This is a genomic window from Pseudobdellovibrio sp. HCB154 (assembly GCF_046267985.1).
Classification (GTDB): Bacteria; Bdellovibrionota; Bdellovibrionia; order Bdellovibrionales; family Bdellovibrionaceae; genus Pseudobdellovibrio.
Window position 1 is genome coordinate 2,022,545 of record NZ_CP176530.1, and the last position, 15,518, is coordinate 2,038,062.

At 40.3% G+C, this 15,518-nt stretch carries 17 protein-coding genes and 1 tRNA gene; 10 read left to right on the top strand and 8 right to left on the bottom strand.

Translation table 11 applies throughout. The annotated features are described in order from the left end of the window. Positions 1-14 precede the first annotated feature (14 nt). A complete protein-coding gene (locus ACKWCF_RS09915) occupies positions 15-1,163 on the top strand; it encodes a VOC family protein (protein ID WP_409477426.1) in 1,149 nt (382 codons plus the stop codon). Here ACKWCF_RS09915 and ACKWCF_RS09920 read toward each other — a convergent pair. From ACKWCF_RS09920 to ACKWCF_RS09930, 3 genes are all read right to left on the bottom strand, one after another. Next, positions 1,134-1,826, bottom strand: coding sequence for an HD domain-containing protein (locus ACKWCF_RS09920; protein WP_409477427.1), 693 nt, complete (start codon positions 1,824-1,826; stop codon positions 1,134-1,136). The two genes, ACKWCF_RS09915 and ACKWCF_RS09920, sit on opposite strands and share 30 nt — an antisense overlap. Before the next feature lie 105 nt (positions 1,827-1,931). Continuing rightward, entirely contained in the window at positions 1,932-2,483 is a 552-nt protein-coding gene (locus ACKWCF_RS09925; protein WP_409477428.1) for a GNAT family N-acetyltransferase, read from the bottom strand. Positions 2,484-2,490: 7 nt separating this feature from the next. After that, positions 2,491-3,090 (bottom strand): hypothetical protein, encoded by a 600-nt coding sequence (locus ACKWCF_RS09930; protein WP_409477429.1) that lies wholly within the window; start codon positions 3,088-3,090, stop codon positions 2,491-2,493. A gap of 60 nt (positions 3,091-3,150) precedes the next feature. On the opposite strand from ACKWCF_RS09930, the gene ACKWCF_RS09935 reads away from it, so the two are divergent. Next, positions 3,151-3,543, top strand: coding sequence for a hypothetical protein (locus ACKWCF_RS09935; RefSeq protein WP_409477430.1), 393 nt, complete (start codon positions 3,151-3,153; stop codon positions 3,541-3,543). Here ACKWCF_RS09935 and ACKWCF_RS09940 read toward each other — a convergent pair. Next, on the bottom strand, positions 3,535-4,647 hold the full coding sequence (locus ACKWCF_RS09940) for a PrpF domain-containing protein (RefSeq protein WP_409477431.1): 1,113 nt from the start codon (positions 4,645-4,647) through the stop codon (positions 3,535-3,537). The genes ACKWCF_RS09935 and ACKWCF_RS09940 overlap by 9 nt on opposite strands. A 139-nt stretch (positions 4,648-4,786) precedes the next feature. On the opposite strand from ACKWCF_RS09940, the gene ACKWCF_RS09945 reads away from it, so the two are divergent. Next, a complete protein-coding gene (locus tag ACKWCF_RS09945; RefSeq protein WP_409477432.1) occupies positions 4,787-5,287 on the top strand; it encodes a GNAT family N-acetyltransferase in 501 nt (166 codons plus the stop codon). 64 nt (positions 5,288-5,351) lie between these two features. Here ACKWCF_RS09945 and ACKWCF_RS09950 read toward each other — a convergent pair. Further along, positions 5,352-5,443: transfer RNA gene (locus tag ACKWCF_RS09950), tRNA-Leu, on the bottom strand. Positions 5,444-5,538: 95 nt separating this feature from the next. Between ACKWCF_RS09950 and ACKWCF_RS09955 the strand changes: the two genes are divergently transcribed. The 5 genes from ACKWCF_RS09955 (at position 5,539) to ACKWCF_RS09975 (ending at position 10,783) form a co-directional block, all read left to right on the top strand. After that, positions 5,539-6,315 carry a hypothetical protein gene (locus tag ACKWCF_RS09955; protein WP_409477433.1) on the top strand — a complete coding sequence of 259 codons (777 nt, stop codon included), beginning with the start codon at positions 5,539-5,541 and terminating at the stop codon, positions 6,313-6,315. After that, complete coding sequence (locus ACKWCF_RS09960; protein WP_409477434.1) at positions 6,299-7,348, top strand: guanosine monophosphate reductase; 1,050 nt, start codon at positions 6,299-6,301, stop codon at positions 7,346-7,348. Before ACKWCF_RS09955 ends, ACKWCF_RS09960 begins: the two co-directional genes overlap by 17 nt. A gap of 2 nt (positions 7,349-7,350) precedes the next feature. Continuing rightward, the gene (gene murI / locus ACKWCF_RS09965) at positions 7,351-8,160 is read left to right on the top strand and encodes a glutamate racemase (protein ID WP_409477435.1); all 810 of its coding nucleotides are present in this window, start codon (positions 7,351-7,353) and stop codon (positions 8,158-8,160) included. Positions 8,161-8,243: 83 nt separating this feature from the next. Beyond that, positions 8,244-8,921 carry a YiiX/YebB-like N1pC/P60 family cysteine hydrolase gene (locus tag ACKWCF_RS09970; RefSeq protein ID WP_409477436.1) on the top strand — a complete coding sequence of 226 codons (678 nt, stop codon included), beginning with the start codon at positions 8,244-8,246 and terminating at the stop codon, positions 8,919-8,921. A 158-nt stretch (positions 8,922-9,079) separates the two neighbouring features. Beyond that, positions 9,080-10,783, top strand: coding sequence for a penicillin-insensitive murein endopeptidase (locus ACKWCF_RS09975; RefSeq protein WP_409477437.1), 1,704 nt, complete (start codon positions 9,080-9,082; stop codon positions 10,781-10,783). A 43-nt stretch (positions 10,784-10,826) separates the two neighbouring features. Here the strand turns inward: ACKWCF_RS09975 and lysA are convergent, their stop codons facing one another. Further along, positions 10,827-12,008 carry a diaminopimelate decarboxylase gene (gene lysA / locus ACKWCF_RS09980; protein WP_409477438.1) on the bottom strand — a complete coding sequence of 394 codons (1,182 nt, stop codon included), beginning with the start codon at positions 12,006-12,008 and terminating at the stop codon, positions 10,827-10,829. A 29-nt stretch (positions 12,009-12,037) separates the two neighbouring features. Here lysA and ACKWCF_RS09985 point away from each other — a divergent pair, with 29 nt between their 5' ends. Together ACKWCF_RS09985 and ACKWCF_RS09990 are read left to right on the top strand one after the other, a co-directional pair. Further along, positions 12,038-12,700: a DUF2817 domain-containing protein gene (locus ACKWCF_RS09985; RefSeq protein ID WP_409477439.1), complete on the top strand. Its 663-nt coding sequence runs from the start codon at positions 12,038-12,040 to the stop codon at positions 12,698-12,700. Between the two features lie 20 nt (positions 12,701-12,720). Continuing rightward, positions 12,721-13,536: a 2,3,4,5-tetrahydropyridine-2,6-dicarboxylate N-succinyltransferase gene (locus tag ACKWCF_RS09990; protein WP_409477440.1), complete on the top strand. Its 816-nt coding sequence runs from the start codon at positions 12,721-12,723 to the stop codon at positions 13,534-13,536. A gap of 2 nt (positions 13,537-13,538) precedes the next feature. Here ACKWCF_RS09990 and ACKWCF_RS09995 read toward each other — a convergent pair whose 3' ends face one another. Both ACKWCF_RS09995 and ACKWCF_RS10000 read right to left on the bottom strand, forming a co-directional pair. After that, entirely contained in the window at positions 13,539-14,780 is a 1,242-nt protein-coding gene (locus ACKWCF_RS09995) for an FtsX-like permease family protein (protein ID WP_409477441.1), read from the bottom strand. A gap of 38 nt (positions 14,781-14,818) precedes the next feature. Beyond that, entirely contained in the window at positions 14,819-15,505 is a 687-nt protein-coding gene (locus tag ACKWCF_RS10000; RefSeq protein ID WP_409477442.1) for an ATP-binding cassette domain-containing protein, read from the bottom strand. Positions 15,506-15,518: the final 13 nt, after the last annotated feature.

Consider the following 15,518-nt stretch of genomic DNA (forward strand, 5'->3'; position numbering starts at 1 on the left):
GCGAAAATAAGCTTATGAAAACAACTGAATTCCAATTAAATAACTTTATAGCGGCTGGCCAGCAGTTTTTTGAAGATTTAACAGCTGAACTTAAGATTCAACAAATCCACGTTCAGGCTTTAAAATGCGACCATCTTTGTTTTCGCGTCGGCACTACTGAAGAATACAGCTTTTACAAATTGGCCTTATCAGAATACGCTCAGCTTTTAACCGAAGCTATGGTGAATGGCCGTGCTATTTCGACTTTTAAGTTACATCGTCCTTTTAAAACAACGACTCATGATATTGAGCTTGTTGAATTACCTGCTCCTAAGGCCGGTGCTAATTATCAAACCGGTTTTGAACATGCTGAATTTGTAATTCGCGAAGATTTTTCTATCTTTAAAGCTAAACACCCTCATCTTAACTTTACCGAAGGCGGCAATAAAACTCTTAACCCAGAGCTTTGTTTAAAACTTAAAAATGAAAAACAAGCTAAGTTTCATCATCTGTCTTTAGAGCGAGTTATAGAAATTGAAGAAGCACAAATTAAAGAAATTATTTTTGATTTTGATGGCACTTTGATTAATTCGCGCGAGCATATTTTTGAAATTAACCGTCAAATGCTTACAAATGCCCTAGGTCGCGAAGTTTCTCTGCAAGAGTCTATTGATAAGTTTGAAGCCGATTTTCCAAAGCTATTTGAAGCGTTTGGATTAGCTGATCCGGAAAAGCAAAAACAAGCCATGGCTGAATGGGGTATTATTTCTGATAATTACATTTACGAACTTTTTGAGGGCGCGCTTGAAACACTTACCCACCTTAAAAGCCAAGGCTACCGGTTGCACCTGTGGACGGCGCGCGATGAATATTCTGCACGAAAAATCTTACAACACCACAAGATCGAAGACTTTTTTATAACTTTAAGTTTCGCGACCACAACTAACTCAAAACCGCATGCCCAAAGCCTTCGTTTCGATTGGACTCAAGCGCAAAAAGATCAAATGATTATGATTGGCGATAGCCCCACAGATATGAATGGTGCAAAGAATATTAACGCCATCCGTGGCGCCGCTTTATGGGACCCTTATGCCAAGAAAAGCTCGTTGATTGAAACTGGGGCCGAACTTTTCTTTCACAAGATGACGGATGTCTTAGAGAGCTTTGCCACCAAAACTTTGTAAATCTAGGCTTTGTAAAAACTGATCAAGTTCATTTTTACGTGGTTCGGCCATTCTAACACAAGCTTGAAGACTGCATTTACCGGCCATAGATTTTGAAAAACTTTTTAGAATACTGACCGGTGGGTTTAGAGTTCCATCACTGCGGCCAGGCTCTTGGGCAATCGCTAGAATTCTAGCAACCCCGATAGTTCCTAAAAAATCCAGAATATCGGCGTCACGAAAAACTTGCGCTTGCAGCGATTTTGGTTTTTCGCCGTAGTAAGTGTGGCCTAAGATCATTTCTTTAACTTGCTCGAACTTCTGCATCGGAAATTTCCATTGCACCAACAAAGGCTCGATCAATTCAACTGATCTAACGGCATGATCAACGCCTTCTGCTTCATGGCCAGCAATGCCACCTAAATCATGCAAAAAGGCACTGACAAATAAAACGTCGCGATCAATGACGATTCCTTCTTTAGCAGCTAGATCTAACGACACTTGATAGTTTCTTTCGGAGTGAGTTAAGCCCCATGATGGGTGTTTAACATTAGTTTTGGCGTAGTCGTAAACTTGTTGTTTCCAGGCCGCATCCAGCGAAATGCCCGTAGCTGTTTGCGAAACTGTGTCGGCTAAAGCCGTGATAGAAAAACTTAAACTTAAGGCGATGAATAATGATTTCATAGATAATCCTTTCGTGATTTATATTTTCTACGCCGGGATTATCTTTAAGGTTACGTGAATTTTGGTTGGGTCAAAGTATGACCCTAAATGCGCTGCGATGATTGTTTAAACGAATAAGGCCATAGTCAACACATCGTCGTACTGGCCATTTTCAAGCTTGATGCCTTTAAGCTCACGGCCTTCAACTTTAAAACCTAATTTTTCATATAAAGCGATGGCAGAAACATTTGTCGCATGCACCTGCAAACGTAAAGTTTCAATGCGCGGGTTTTCTTTGGCCCAGTTAATAAGTTCAGTCATAAGTAATCGGCCTAAACCTTTACCTGCAAACTCAGGCACAAACGACACGCCGATCATGCCGTGATGAGCAATTCTTCGACGGGCGCCAACTTTAAAATCAAGCATACCAACGATTTTACCATTGATCTTGGCGACTAACTGTAACCCGTCCGGATGTTCTCTGAAATCGCGCATGCGCTTTTCTTGTGTTTCAACGGTAAAATTAAACTCATCACCTTGAGTTAACAGATGTTTACTTTCACTCATAATTCGGCGAGCCACTTCTAAAAGTTCGGCGGCATCATTTAACGGTGGTGTTTCAATAGAAACATCAAGACCGTCTTTAGTTTTTTTATTTACTGTTTTAAGAATAGCCATGAATCACTCACTTTGCTTTTTCGATAAAAAGATAAAACTGCGAATCTAAATATCTTCGCATGAAAAAATATGGCGCCGGCGTTTTAAGTTTTTTTCGAACTTCACGCACACTCACCGGACGTACACATTTCAATTCAAGAGTTTTTTCACTTTCGCAAACTTCAGGAACCTTTTCATCACGGTCAAAGTATTGCACAAAGATTTCTATACTAGGTTCAGTCTTTATTTTTTGAAGAAGTGCTTCTGGCAAAGCCACATTCGCTGTTTGCACGTACCAGCAGTTTTCAAGACAAGAAGCTTGTGGATTTTTACGCAGGTCAAAAAGTTCAGGCTTAAAATTAGTTTGATAATTAGCCAAAGTACTTTCTGGAATATTCACAAACGGTTCATCAGCGACATCTAAATACCAAACTACGTTTTTAGTTGTTTGAAAATCAGGAAAAAGACGAAGGCCAACCGCTTGGCCAATCAGATCAGCTTTTGTTCCAATCTCTGAAGGTGCAATAACTCCTGCAGGCCTAAGAGCTGCGCCTTTTTTCACAAGAAAAATCATAACACCAGAACTAATCAGAATAGCTGCGCCAAGAACGGCAAAAACAAGTTTCATAGAATGAATTTATACAAGTATTACCTTGTTGGCAAATAAGGCATTTGTTATGTTTTTCTAATGAGTCAATTAGAAGACCTTGAAATTCAATTAAAAATTGCTTTAGAAGCGCTATCTTTTTACGCCAACCCTGAAAGTTATGGTCAAGGCGAATCCTATGCCGAGCTTTCACGAATTTCTGATTGTGATTTAGAGCATAAACCTGCCAACCGCGGCTATGACACTGTCGGTGGAAAGCTCGCGCGTAAAGCCTTATTAGAAATTAAAGATACCGAAGCGCGCCTAGCAGCTAAAAAGATTAAAAAAGCGGGTCTGTGGAATAAACACGATTCCGTCGCGGGAAATTATTTTTCTGTACGCGTTGAATTTCAAGATTCATCGAAAGAGTGGATCAAACTCTTTCCAGCAAATAATACGGATGCCCAAGCCCCTGAATATGCAACTTTAGATTAATCCGGTTACGTAGACTTCGCCTTTAAATAACTTTCGTGCGGTTCTAAAAAAGGCGCCAGATAATGGCTTAGTCACACCCATTTTGTCTTCGATCACAGCACCGGCGGTAAGAACACCTGATGGCATACCAATACGAACTTGTTCGTGACCATGTGAACTCATCATTTCAAATGCGATTGAACCTTTAGTTTTGGCTGCGACCGCAAGACAAAGGGTAATTGTTAACGGAAGTGCTTTATGCGGCTGCCCTGCTGAAATAACACGTGCATTAAAATCTAAGTCTTTAGTTTTGGCTTTTGATAAAAAAGCGATAAAAGGAACCTGGCCTTTACTCATAGCTTCTTCACGCGTCTGGCTAATTCCCATAGCCAGTGAACCTGCAATACGAATTTCAGAAAGTTTTACTAAGACATCTTTACGCGCTTCAAGTTCTTCAGGCTGTTCGTAACCCGTAAGCCCGACATCGCTTGCACGAATGATCACACACGCATTCGCCACATCAAAAAGTGAAGCTTTGATTTGTGTGCCATCAGCTAAAGTTAAAGTGTCAATTACAGAACCCGTCGGTAAAAACTTTCCTGTTGTAGCTCCTGCGGGATCAATGAAATCAAGACGAATCGGAGCTCCTGTTCCAGAAACTCCTGGAATTTGTAAATTTCCTGCGTACACGCTTTGACCATCTTTAACTGGAAAGCGCGAGTGCATAATTTTTTTCGTATTGGTGTTATAAATTCTTACGAAAGCTTCATCACCTTCGACGTTGACTAATCCTTCATCGACAGCAAATGGCCCAACCGCTGAGAGCATGTTGCCGCAGTTGCCTGACATATCTAGCGCGCGTTCATGAACCATCACTTGCACAAAAGTAAAATCGATATCAGCGTCAGCTCTTTCAGATTTTGCAACAACGCAGACTTTTGATACTGATGAAACTCCGCCGCCCATACCATTGAGTTGTCTTCCAAACTTATCAGGGCTTCCCATCGCTGAACAAAGTAAATCAGTCCATTGGGATTTATCGGCCGGTAAATGTTCGGCTTTAATCATAAGAGCTTTACTTGTTCCGCCACGCATGAACGTTGCGGGAATAGAAATGATCGACATGTTTAAAGTGTAACGGATGAACGCGAGTTAGGGCAAAAAGAATCATGCTGCTACCGAATCAGGGACAAAATTCCTGCTTATAACAAATATATACAGATGCCTACCTGAACTGATTACTGCACTCTTAAAGTAATGAAGTATGTCAGAAATAAAAATTCGCCAGCTCAACGAAAACGACTGGCCCCTGTACCGCGAAATTCGTATGGAAGCTCTTGCCAAAGAGTCTGAGTGTTTTACGACGTCTGAAGACGAGTCAGAATTTATTTCAGAAAATTGGATTGAACGCATCACCAACAAAAACGGAGCGATCTTTGGCCTGTTTGATACAGGTCAGATTATCGGTGTCACCAGCATTCACCGCGAAAACGATGATCCCCGAAGCTACCGCGCCTGGATGGGCCAGAGTTACATCAAAGCCGAATACCGCGGTCATCATCTGTCAGATCTTCTTTTTGAAGCGCGTATAGCTTGGGCCAAGAAGCAAGGAAACATTATCGCCTTGGTTGTCGCCCATCGTGAAGAAAACGAAGTTTCTAAAAAAGCAATTCAACATTATGGTTTTAAGTATATCGGCTCGCGCACAAAAACTTATGTCGATGGAGAACAAGCAAAATCTTTAGTGTATGAACGTTCGCTTTAAGCTTAAGATTTTAGGCAAAAAAAATCCCAAGTTTTAAGGCTTGGGATTTAAGATTCAATTTAAATGGTGCCTCGGGCCGGACTTGAACCGGCACGCCCGTGTTAACGAAGCTCAGGATTTTAAGTCCTGTGTGTCTACCAATTTCACCACCGAGGCACTGAAAGTAACACCATTAAAAAGTGAGTTTTGAATCTAAGGGTGTCCGAACACTTTGTCACGCCTTTTCATAAAAAATTTAAAAGGACTTTTCGTTGACTCATTTAGCATCTCAGCCAATGATGAATCATGTTGTGTCTAATGAACAAAATTTAAGAACATTCAACATCTTCAAGGCGATAAAAGTCGCATTTCTGCCGATTTTTTTAGCGTTATTAGTCTCAGGCACCCTAGATCAGTTTATAAATTCTAAAATTGAAGCTATTTTGCGTTCGCCGCAGGGTTTATCACAGACCATTTGGTTTTATGGTTCGGTTTCTATTTTTTCATCACTTTTCTTTCCGTTACTGATTAGCTTTTTTGCAAGTTACGCTTTAGCCCGTTCGATTCAAGACCAAGATTACAACCAGTTTATTCCAAACAACCTTCCTGATTTTATCGGCGAACACTTTGAGTTATCGTTTTTAGAAACTCTGCGCTCTTGGGGTAAGACATTTCTTTGGACATTTCTATTTATTATTCCAGGTATCGTTAAATTCTTCTTATATATGCCCGTTCCATTTGTGGTGTTCTTCTCGAAACGTTATCAGGCCGGCGAAGTTGATGCCTTAAAGCTTGCGCAAAAGATTTTTAAGAAACACTGGTTTTGGTTATTAGTCTACATGACTATGTTTACATTTATCTTACCGATGGCTTTATCCCTTGGTATGGATCAATACCGCGTCTTTCGCGAGTACTTTGTTTACGCCTCAATGCTGACAGCGGTTGATGCGGTGATCGTAATTATTTTTCATTACTATATTTTAAAATTAATCTTAAAATTTATTAAAGACGACGACTCGAAAGGACAAAGCTATGGGCTTAATGTTTAACTGGAAAGATATTAAAAACCGCGATCACGGCTTAACGTTTGACGACGTTTTAATTATGCCGAAAAAATCTGAAATGAAATCGCGTAAAGATCCGTCTTTGAGATCTCGTATTACTAAAACTAAATTTTTAGAAACACCGATCATTTCTGCCAACATGGACATGGTCACAGAAGCCCGCATGGCAATTGCTATGCACAAATTCGGTGGCCTAGGTATTTTACACAGATTTATGGATACTGATAAACAAGTTGCCATGATCGAAGAAGTCAAAGCTGCTGGCGCTAATATTATTTCCGCTTCAATCGGCGTAAACGCTGATTTTAAAGAGCGCGCTCACGCGATTGTAAAAGCTGGTGTCAACTTAATGACAATCGACATCGCCCACGGTCACTCAGTGGCGATGATGGATACTTTAAAATGGCTAAAAGATACATTCCCAGGCTTAGAAGTTATCGCTGGTAACTTAGCGACTCCTGATGCCGCGATTGATTTGATCGAAGCTGGCGCTGATGCCATTAAAGTTGGTATCGGTCCTGGATCTATGTGTACAACTCGTATCATCACTGGTTGTGGTGTTCCGCAATTAACTGCGATCGCTCTTTGCGCTGAAGCGGCAGAGTCTTACGATGTTCCAGTTATTGCCGATGGTGGTATCAGAACTTCAGGTGATATGGTGAAAGCTTTCGGAGCTGGGGCTTCGACAATCATGCTTGGTTCAATGTTATCAGGAACTATCGAAACACCGGGCGATATCGTGAATGGTAAAAAACAATACCGTGGTATGGCTTCTAAAAAAGCGCAAGTTTCTTGGCGCGGTGATATGCCAAAAGGCATGGCGCCAGAAGGTGAATCAACTTTCGTAAACGTTAAAGGTCACGTTGAAGATGTGTTACACGAACTGTGCGGTGGAATTAGATCTGGTATGACTTACATGAATGCACAAACCATCGCTGAAATGCGTGATAAAACTCAATTTATGGAAATGTCTTCAAACGGTATTTCTGAATCACGCGCCCACGGAGTGAAAAACTAATAATGTCTTTTGATCCACGCCCTATCGGAGTTTTTGATTCAGGTATCGGAGGACTTACTGTTCTTCGTGAATTACTTAAAAACTTTCCTGATGAAAATTTCATTTACTTAGGTGATACGGCCCGCTTGCCTTACGGAAGTAAGTCAGCGGACACCGTTCGTAAATACACCGAACAGAATATGAATTTTTTAAAAGGCCGTGATGTAAAAGCCATTGTTGTGGCCTGTAATACCGCTTCAACACAAGTGTTTGAAACTGAATACGAAGGTTTACCCGTTTATAACGTGATTGATCCAGGATCAGAGTTAGCCGCGCGCATGACTGAAAATAATCGTGTGGCGGTGATCGCCACCCGTGCGACAGTAAAATCAGAAAGCTACACTAAAAAAATTCATGCTCACAAACCTGAGGTAGAAGTTTTTAGCGCAGCTTGTCCGCTATTTGTGCCGTTAGCCGAAGAAGGCTGGCACGATGACCCGATCACAAACTTAATCGCGTTTCGTTATCTTCAAGGTTTAAAAGCGCAAGATGTAGATACCGTGGTTTTAGCTTGTACACACTACCCGTTACTTAAAACGGCGATTCAAAAAGTTTTTGGTAATCACGTAAACCTTGTTGATTCTGGTGAAGCGATTGCAAAGTTATTAGCGCAAGATTTTTCTTCTCAGCGTTTAAATAAAAACAATAAATCAGGTGATAAATTATTAATTTGTCTAACTGATGCGGGTACGCAGTTTGAAAAACTGGCGCTAGCTTTAGTTGGCGATTTCACGGATCAAAGAATTGTTTTCGAAACAGTTTCTGTCATTTGACGAACCTTTTTACAGCTAAATAGCTTTCTTGCCGTTTAAACTTTAGAACGCCTTGGCGCGCGCTATGCTTATTTTTCTTACGCATGAAAAAGCAGATCGCCAAACTTTTACTTATTTTAGTAGCTTTAAACGTAGGTTTAACGGCCTGTGCCCCTAGTTCGCGCGATCAAAATAAAAACCAAAAACCTACTGAAGTTGCGCCTTCTGAACAGACTTTAAAAGTGGGCGATATTATCTTTCACAAAAGCCAGTCAAAACAATCAAAAGCTATCAAAGAAGCTTCGCAGTCCGAATGGACTCACGTAGGTATTTTAATCTCTAAAGATGGTGAATGGTACGTGTCTGAAGCGATCGGTCCCGTGGTATCAACAAAACTTCAAGATTTTATCAATCGTGGCAAAGACAAAGAGTATAAAATCTATCGTTTTAAATACTTCGATGCGATCTCGATGGAAGATAAATTACTTGAAGCTATTCAGAAGCAAAACAAAGCCTATGACATTTACTTCGAAATCTCAGATGAAAGCACTTACTGCTCTGAATTAGTGTACAAAGCGATGCTTGAAGTGACCGGCCATGAGGTAGGTTCTGTACAACAATTTAAAGACCTAAAACTCAGTGGCCCGCAAGTGAAAGCCTTAATCAAAAGACGCTTAACTGATAAAGGCCGCGTACTTGATCCAGAAGAACCGATCATTACTCCAGCGTCGCAAATGCTTGATCCGAATATGACTCTGATCAAAGAATCTCTTAAAAAATAAGAGTCGTTTACCCTTAACAAAAGATCGTTTTGAAACAGTTTCTGTCATCTGGCGAACTTTTTTACACCCTTTTGAGCTCCGCTGCTGTTTATATTCGGTTAAGAACTGGCGTAGACCCTGCTCTATATCTACTGGAAATGGAAGAAAGCAGTACGTTTATGAAAAAATCTAACATTAAATTCTCAAGCCTGATGCTAAGTTTAATCTTAGCCATTTCCTCATGTGCTCCTAGCCAGAAGCATGACCAGAACAAAAATAACACGCAAAATGCGGGTATTACTGAAAACGAGGCGGATCTTCCACCGATTATCGAACAAGAGCTTGTATCGACGGATGATAACTTTCAAAAAATCTTAGAAGATCAAAATAAAGCTGCCGAATACGAAGCTCCAACTAACGCGATTCAAAACGGCGAAGACTTACTCTATGTGGGTTACACAAAACTTAAAAATGTAAAATCAGTGTATAACCGAACTAAAAATGAATTAGAAGTATCAGGTATCGCTGAAATCTTAAATGCAGATAAAAAATCTGTTCGCGTAAAACAAGAATTCAAAATTAAAGGTAAATATAAAGCTGACAGCGGCGTGATTAAATTACGCCCGGTTGAAGACAGTAAAGATGAAAAAGACATTCAAGTTCGCGCAGTAGTAACTTGTTTTAAAAGCGACATCGGCGAAAAGTATGACTGTGCCCGTGCGATTATTGATCTTTTCATCAAACACCAAAATAATTTTTATACCGAGCAATTAGAAGCTACGTCATTTGATAAACCTAAGGTTGTAGGCGCTGGCAAAGAAAAAGAGAAAAAGCCTGAAATTGATATGGATTTAGTTGATCCAGAAGCTGACAACAACCAAGTTAAAGTCACTCCAGAAGGTCAAGCTGAAGACAAAAAACCAGTGATTGATACAGTCGTAAAAACACCAACAGCTTCAAAACCAGCTGTGGTGATTGACGACTCAAAAGAAGAAGCCGACCCAGAAGCTTTAGCCGAAGTTGAAGAAGGCGATGATGATTCAATCGCTGGTCGTTACGAAGGTAAAGCGGCCTTAGTAAAACTTGCGAAATTATTCTTATCAGATAAAGACATCGAAGAATTAGATTCTAACGATGGTAAACCAAAATCTAGTAAAGATGATAAAGATGAAGACGACGATTCTGATGATCATCAAGCCGCAGTGCCCGTGCAAAAAGATACAAAAGGCCGCTTACGTCTATCAAACCAAGCCGTTGGCAGCCCTGATAACGGACGTCTTCGTAACGCGTCTTTCTTAAAAACGCATATCGAGACTTACAAGTTAATTGATAAGGTCGTGATCGCTAATTCTTCACCGAAGAATTACTACGGCACACAAGAAATGATGGAAATCTTAGAAGCCATCGGTGAAAAAGCTAATACATTACAAAGAAATAAAATCTTTATCAGCCGTATCTCAGCAAAAGCTGGCGGAAGACTTCCCCCTTCAAAATCACACCAAAATGGTATGGATGTGGATATTGGCTACTTTACAGTTCAAGGTAAAGTTCAGTTCCCGATCGTAGCTTCGGGTGGTTCTTTAAGAAAATCAGATTTCTCGGTGGCTAAAACTTTAGAAGTTTTTAAATTCTTAATGACTCAACAAGTTTCACCGGTCGATCGTTTATTCGTGGATCAATCGATTATTAATAATCTTTGTCGTGAAGCTAAAAATTCTGGAAAATTTAAAGGTTCAGAAAAAGCGGCCTACGCTAAGCTATTTGAAAACATGCAACACGTAGACGGCCACGGCAACCACTTTCACTTACGTCTTCGTTGCACGAAAAACCAACCTGATTGCCAACACAGAATTTATAAAAAAATGAATAACTGTGCTGGGTAATGGCGCGGCTACCAGCCGCCGCTAGCTAGTCTGCCCAGCATTCTTAGATAAAGATTTCTTGGGCGATATTCTTTAAATTATAATTACTTGCCATACTGCGGACATAAGCTCCGCAGTCAGCCATAACAAGCAGATCCATTTCTTTCGTTTCAAAAAGTGGGAAGCTTCTATGAAACACATCTGATGATTCACAGATTGGACCAACGAGCGAGTAATTCACCTGGTTTGATGAATTTTTCTTTAAATTATAAAAATGGTGATGCGCTTGATACAGCGAAGGGCGCATGTTGTTGTTCATACCAAGATCCAGCACCAGCATATTTTTATTTTTGATGTACTGAACCTGACAGATAAACACCGCAGACCTTGCCACGATAAAGCGACCCAGTTCTGATAAGATATCAGCGTCGAAGTTTTTAAGTGATTCATCGTAAGCCGCTTTTAAATTATTCCAACGGTCAAAGTCAGCGATCAAGTCATGAGATTTATAATCAATTCCTAATCCCCCGCCCACATCAAATCTTGTCAGCGTTGAAAATTGTTTTTTCAAATCTAAGAAATACGTTTTCATTTTTTCGACAGATTCTTTGAATACTAATGGATCAAGGATTTGTGAGCCGATGTGAAATGATAAACATTTAAATTCAACTAACGGATTTTTTTTGATGATATCTAAACATTCTGGAACGGCCTCTAAATCAATTCCAAATTTAGAATCTTTAAGCGCTGTTGAAATATACGGATGCGTTGGTGTTTCAATTAGCGGATTAACACGTAAACCAACACTCACCTTTTTGTTTTTCTTGCTTGCGATATCGCTGATACGACGAAGCTCAGCCGGAGACTCAACGTTGATCTGAAAAATTTGATTATCAATTGCAAATTCAATTTCAGGAATTGTTTTAGCCACACCTGAAAAAATAAAGTCGCTGGGTTTAAAACCACATTCAAGACCGTGTTTAATTTCACCAAGACTTACAACGTCTAACCCACAACCCGCGTCTTTAAAGAGCTTTAGGATTTCAGGGTGATAGTTAGATTTCATGGCAAAATGCAGCTGTTTAAGCTTAGTCCACGACTTAACCCAAGTTATACGTTCACTAATCAACGACTTTTGATACACCAAGACAGGCTCTTGATAGTTTTTAATGGCCGGAATATCGCTTAATTTAGCGTCGGCAAAGTATAATTCGTTATTCTGATAAGTGAATAGATCGCGTGACATTTAAGCCATCTTAGCTAATGATCTTAAGAATGAAAATGATTAATTTAGGTTATACGAAATTAGGTCTTCCGCTGCATGGCTACCACTTCTTGCCAGCAGCTGGAAAAGCAAAAAACCGCGCCCTGGTAATCGGCGGCGTTCACGGTGACGAGCCAGAAGGTGTTGTTGCAGCCCGTGGATTATTAGATTCTTTTACGAAAAAGTTTGATTTGGATTTAGAGGTTGTGCTTGTTCCTGAAATGAACCCGGAAGGCGTTCTTTTAAAAACTCGCGGAAACTCAAATAAAGTCGACCTTAACCGCAACATGAACACGAAAGATTGGTCTCCAGTTGCGGCCAGCGAGCGTTATTTTCCGGGCCCATCGGCCATGTCTGAGGCTGAAAACCAATGTTTAGCTAAATTCGTTGAAGACTTTAAGCCAACAGTGATTTTTTCACTTCACTCGTGGAAGCCGATGTTAAACACCAACGGCGAATTACCAGAAGCTGACACCATCGCAAAAATCACAGGTTATGTGATTCAGCCCGATATCGGCTACCCAACACCAGGATCTCTTGGCACATGGGCTGGTTTTGAAAGAAATATCCCGACGTTAACTTACGAAATCGAACGCGATATTTCATTTAAACCCATTATTGATATTCACGTACCAGCCATCATCGAAGGCTTAAAAGTAACTGCGAAAAGATAAGTCGCGATTAGGAAATTAAAATGAAAAACGAAATTTTAAATTTACACCAAACATTAGCTGATAATAAAGACTACCAAATCACCCAGGCCGATAAAGATTTAATCTTATCCGCGATGAATGATTTAGATTCTGGTAAAATCCGCGTTTCTGAAAAAGTAGAAGGAAAATGGATTACTAATGAATGGGTTAAAAAATCTATTCTGTTGTATTTCCGTATCACAACAAACAAAGTGATTAACTCAGGCGATTTATCTTACTTTGATAAAATTCCGGTGAAAAAATTCACTGAAACAAACGGCGTTCGCGTTGTACCACAAGCGATTGCCCGTTTTGGTTCTTTCGTAGAATCAGGTGCGATCTTAATGCCATCGTATGTAAATATCGGTGCTTATGTGGGTGCTGGTACAATGGTTGATACATGGGCTACTGTAGGTTCATGCGCACAAGTGGGAAAAAACGTTCACTTATCCGGTGGAGTTGGTTTAGGTGGAGTTCTTGAACCAGCTCAAGCTCAACCCGTTATCGTTGAAGATGATTGTTTCGTTGGAAGCCGCTGTATCGTGGTTGAAGGTGTTCATTTAGAGCCAGGTGTTGTGTTAGGCGCTGGCGTAACCATCACAGCTTCGACAAAAATTATCGATGTGACTCAAAAAGATGTGGTTTACAAAGGCCGCATTCCTGCAAACTCTGTGGTGATTCCAGGTGTAGAAATGAAAACATACCCTGCCGGAACTTTCGGAGTACCATCAGCGTTAATCATCGGCCAAAGAAAAGAATCAACGAATAAAAAAACATCGTTAAACGATGCACTTCGTGATTTTAATGTGAGCGTTTAATACTAGTGTTTAGATTTTAATAAAATCGCCGGCTCGATCTTCAGTGAGGCTCGGGCCGGAATATAACATCCAACGACTGCAAGTGCGGTAACCCCTAAGACAACCCAGAATGTAAACACCGGGTTCACCAAAGCCGGAATCGAAGAATCGTAATAAACCGAAGGTAAAATATTTAACGGATAAAACTGCAAGTAATACCCAGCAGCCACACCGATCAGCGTTCCTAAAAATAAACCTGATAAAGAAATCCATAAACCCATCATTAAAAATAACGATAAAGTTTTTTTAGACGAATAACCCAAAGTTTTAATAATCGCGATATCCAGTTTTTTCTGCGACATGATCAGCGCAAGAACAGTTAAGATCGAAGACGAAGCAATTAGCCCCGCAAGACCTAAGAAAACCCCGATCATTGTTTTTTCCATAAATAAGGCAAAAAACAAATCTGAATTTTTCTGCTGCCAAGTTTCAACATGATCAAACCCTTGCGCTTCTAACTGCACACGCGTCTGCTCCATTTTACCAATATCTTTAAGCCACAAATGATAACCCGAAATTTTTGAAGGACTAGAACGCAGCGATTTAATTGAATGCTCTTTATTAAAAAATAAAAGCTTAGAATCAAGGTCATACAAATCGGTCGTCACAATACGACGAATCGTGGCCTTCTCAAAAACCGGAGCCTCCATAGTGCTAAGAAGTAAACTCTCAGCCGGAATAAGTGTCACCACATCGCCTTCAAGTAAACCTAATGAACGAGCCAAATCAATACCGACAGCAATCTCATTCGGCTGAAGCTCAAGATCCACATCAATCGAAGGATCATAAAAAGAAAGCTGAGCATTCTGCTGCTGAGTAGATTTCAAATCCTTAAGCTGCTTAAACCAAAAACTAATCCCAGCCTGATCATAGCCAACCGCACTCGTCCCACGAAATTGCCCATCAATCGTACGCAGCATAAGATCATAACTTTCAAAAGCAACAACCGACATATCACTATTCGATTCAAGCGCAGCCAAAGGCTTCTCTTTCTGAACAATCGTCAAATGCGGATCAAGCGCCAAAATACGAGTCTTAATATTGGCATTCATGCCATTCATAACAAATAAAACTAAAAAGAAAATAGCCACAGAAAGCGTAATCGCAATAAAAGACAAAAGCGAAATACGACGAATCAAAGACGCCGAACGATGAGAAATAATCAGCTTAGTTAAAAAGAAATAGCTTAGTGAATCCCGCAACATGCGAAGATCATTAAAACACCCAGCTTAACGCCTGTCGATTAAAAATGAGCGACTTTTTTGCTAGGCGCTGTTTCGTCGAAGTAGATAATACCCTCTTCAAGAAACAACTTATTATGACCAATATGGTTCATCGCCGTAGGATGATGATTCGTCATAAAGATATGACGTAAATGCCCTTGACGTTGTTTGAACTGAATTAAATCCAAAAAGTTTAACCATTGAGCTTCAGTTAACCCCGATGCCGGGTCTTCAAGAAGAAGCATTTGCGGATTCTTAGCAATCGCCTGAGTCATAAACACAAGCTTCTGCCAGCTATAGCTTAGCTTTCCTAACTCGTTATTCAAATAAGGAGTTAGATCTAACTGTTCACAAATTACTTGAAGTTCTTCTGGCGTTACAAATTGAGCAAAGAAAGCCTTCACCGTTACGTTTGAATGATGACGACCACCTTCAAAGTAACAACCCATAACCGAACGCGGATCAACTTCATGCTCGTCAGAAAAAATATCCTGCCCGTTCCATAAAATACGGCCCGAAGCACACGGACGAGCGCCCGATAAAAACTGTAAAAATTGAAGCGAAGAATTTGGATTCGACGATTCGATAACAACCGTTTGATCTGTTGGAAGTTCAAAGTCCACGCTTTGTAGCACAGGATCTAACCCTGGTTGCACTAGAGTTACATTTTCTAAGTAGACTTGATTGATATCGATTAAATTTGCCATCGAACTTTTATCG